This is a genomic window from Mesorhizobium sp. M8A.F.Ca.ET.218.01.1.1 (genome assembly GCF_004791165.1).
Taxonomy (GTDB): Bacteria; Pseudomonadota; Alphaproteobacteria; order Rhizobiales; family Rhizobiaceae; genus Mesorhizobium.
The window spans coordinates 1-377 of record NZ_SRUZ01000074.1 but is presented as its reverse complement, the minus strand read 5'-3'; the positions used below and the strand labels follow the sequence as shown (position 1 = coordinate 377).

The window sequence follows — 377 nt, the reverse complement described above, 5'->3', positions numbered from 1 at the left end:
CCGACAGCACCAGCGACGAAAACATCGTGAAAAGGTTCATCTCGGGGATGCCAAGTTCGATGTGCTGTCCCGACGGCGAGAATGTCCAGTTGAAGGTGGAGGGTATGCGCTCCTCTCGGAAAATGTCTGCCCGACCAGCGCGCGCGAACAGACCGCGCTTGTTCACCCAGGCGCCAAGATTGGTCGAGACCGTGACGTCGGGAGACGTGGTGACGACACGCTTGGCAAAATCGCTGTTTGATTTTGCGATCTCGTGCATCAAAAGGCCGAAACCTTGTTGTGTCGACATCGAGACCTGTGCGCTCCAAGGTATCTGTGCCGGCACGGGTACGGCTGGGGCTTTATGGCGACGGGTGGCTGCCTGGGCGAAAGGCGAC

The 377-nt window shown here is 58.9% G+C and carries 1 pseudogene; it reads right to left on the bottom strand.

Features of this window, described 5'->3' with window-relative positions:
• Positions 1–377: pseudogene (locus tag EN861_RS34445) on the bottom strand (transketolase); the annotation flags it as partial.